Source organism: Pseudomonas sp. FSL R10-0056 (assembly GCF_009600105.1).
In the GTDB taxonomy this organism is placed as follows: Bacteria; Pseudomonadota; Gammaproteobacteria; order Pseudomonadales; family Pseudomonadaceae; genus Aquipseudomonas; species Aquipseudomonas bubulae.
This window is the reverse complement of the sequence record NZ_WIWL01000038.1, coordinates 1-2,124: the sequence shown is the minus strand read 5'-3', so window position 1 is coordinate 2,124 and position 2,124 is coordinate 1. Positions and strand designations below refer to the sequence as shown.

Below are 2,124 nucleotides of genomic sequence, written 5' to 3'. Positions count from 1 at the left end.
AGGTGCTGTTATGGGGGTGGCGCGGCAGGACGCCGCGCCAGCCGCGATGGGCCATGGATGGCCCGTCGCGGCGTGCCCCCATAACAGTGCCGGAGAGAGGGAACCGGGGAGCCTTGGCGAGTCGGCCGTATGGTAGGGCGAGGACTTTTTGGTTCCTTTTTGGTCCTTCAAAAAGGGACTCGCCGTAAGGGCGAAACCGATACTTCAGTTAACCGCAGATGCCGGATATGTACCCGATGTACCGCTTAAACCGCCACAGCGGCTAAAGCGGCTACAGGTTTGGCGCATCGCTCCCACAGGAGTAAGAGCTCAACTGATGATCCAGCTCAAGAGCCACAGCCCCAGCACCAGCCAGATCACACCGCCGATGATCGAGGCGCGGATAAAGGCGCGCACGGCGTTGTACAAAAACAACAGGCCGATGATCAACACCGCAATGCTGATGATCGAGGTGTCCATGCCCAACGCCCGGGCCATGCCGTCGACAAAGTTGCTGCCTGCCTCAGTGATGGTGCCGAACAGGCCGTTCAGGGTCTCGACGATAAAACGCACCAGCGTGCCCAGCCACAGGCCAAGATTTCCAATAAAACTTTCGACGTGCATGGTCAGGTTCCGATGAGTAAGGTGGCCACTGTGCCAGATATACACATTAGGCATCCATTCATGGTGCAAGTTGCGTAGCGAGTGAGTTTGAGTGGGGCCAGGGATCAAAAAATTACTGGGTTGGACGGCTGGCGGCCTGCTGGCGCTGTGTACGTTGCTGTGGCTGGCTGACAGGATCTGGCCGCTGCCGTTGCCCAAGGATGACCAGGCCCGCGTTGTCCTGGCCGAAGACGGCACGCCACTGTGGCGCTTTGCCGATGCCAACGGTGTGTGGCGCTACCCGGTGCATGTCGAAGACGTGTCGCCGCTGTACCTGGATGCCTTGCTGACCTACGAGGACCGCTGGTTCTTTCAACACCCCGGGGTCAACCCGCTGGCGCTGGGCCGTGCGGCCTGGCAAAACCTTAGCGGCGGGCGGGTGTTATCAGGCGGTAGCACGTTGTCGATGCAGGTTGCACGCCTGCTCGATCCGCATGAGCGGACGTTGCCTGGCAAATTGCGTCAGCTATGGCGCACCGCTCAGCTGGAATGGCATCTGAGCAAGCCGCAGATTCTTGAGCTGTACCTCAATCGCGCGCCATTTGGCGGTACCCTGCAGGGTGTTGCTGCGGCCAGTTGGGCTTATCTGGGCAAGTCGCCGCAGCAGCTCACCCGTTCCGAGGCAGCCCTGCTCGCCGTGTTGCCACAAGCGCCGAGCCGCTTGCGCCCCGACCGTCACCCGCAACGCGCACAAGTGGCTCGGGACAAGGTGCTGCGTCGCCTGGCCGAGTACCGGGTGTGGCCACAGCCGGCGGTGGATGAAGCTCTGGAGGAGCCGCTGCTGCTGGCACCGCGCCTTGAACCGAGCCTTGCACCCTTGCTGGCGCGACGCCTTAACCGCCCCGGCAGCCCGCCACTGATCCGTACCATGATCGACGCCAGTTTGCAGCGTCGCCTCGAAGACTTGCTGCTGGGCTGGCGCGCCCGTTTGCCCGATCACACCTCGGCGGCCATTGTGGTGGTCGAAACCGAAAACATGGCCGTACGCGCCTATCTGGGGTCGGTGGACATCAACGATGCACGCCGCTTTGGCCATGTCGACATGATCACCGCCATGCGCTCGCCGGGCTCGACCCTCAAGCCGTTTTTGTACGGCATGGCCATGGATGCTGGGCTGATTCACTCTGAATCGCTGCTGCAGGATGTGCCGCGGCGTTATGGCGACTATCGTCCGGGCAACTTCTCCATGGGTTTCAGCGGGCCGGTATCGGCCAGTGCCGCGCTGGTCACTTCGCTCAACTTGCCCGCCGTACAACTGCTTGAAGCCTATGGGCCCAAGCGTTTTGCCGCCGATATGCGCAACGGTGGCGTGCCCTTGAGTTTGCCAGCACTGGCCGAGCCCAATCTGGCGCTGATTCTGGGCGGCGCCGGCAGCCGTCTGGAAGATCTGGTCAGCGGTTACAGCGCCCTGGCACGTGAAGGGCGCAGCGCCAACCTGCGGCTGCAACCCGACGACGAACTGCGCGAGCGGCGCATGCTGTC

Annotated in this window: 2 protein-coding genes; one reads left to right on the top strand and one right to left on the bottom strand. The window is 62.4% G+C overall.

Features of this window, described 5'->3' with window-relative positions; translation table 11 throughout:
- Positions 1 to 309: 309 nt before the first annotated feature.
- Positions 310 to 603 carry a hypothetical protein gene (locus GHO42_RS02410; RefSeq protein ID WP_095001099.1) on the bottom strand — a complete coding sequence of 98 codons (294 nt, stop codon included), beginning with the start codon at positions 601 to 603 and terminating at the stop codon, positions 310 to 312.
- A 91-nt stretch (positions 604 to 694) separates the two neighbouring features.
- Here GHO42_RS02410 and pbpC point away from each other — a divergent pair.
- The coding region (gene pbpC / locus GHO42_RS02405) for a penicillin-binding protein 1C (RefSeq protein WP_371928112.1) at positions 695 to 2,124 on the top strand (1,430 nt) is incomplete at its 3' end.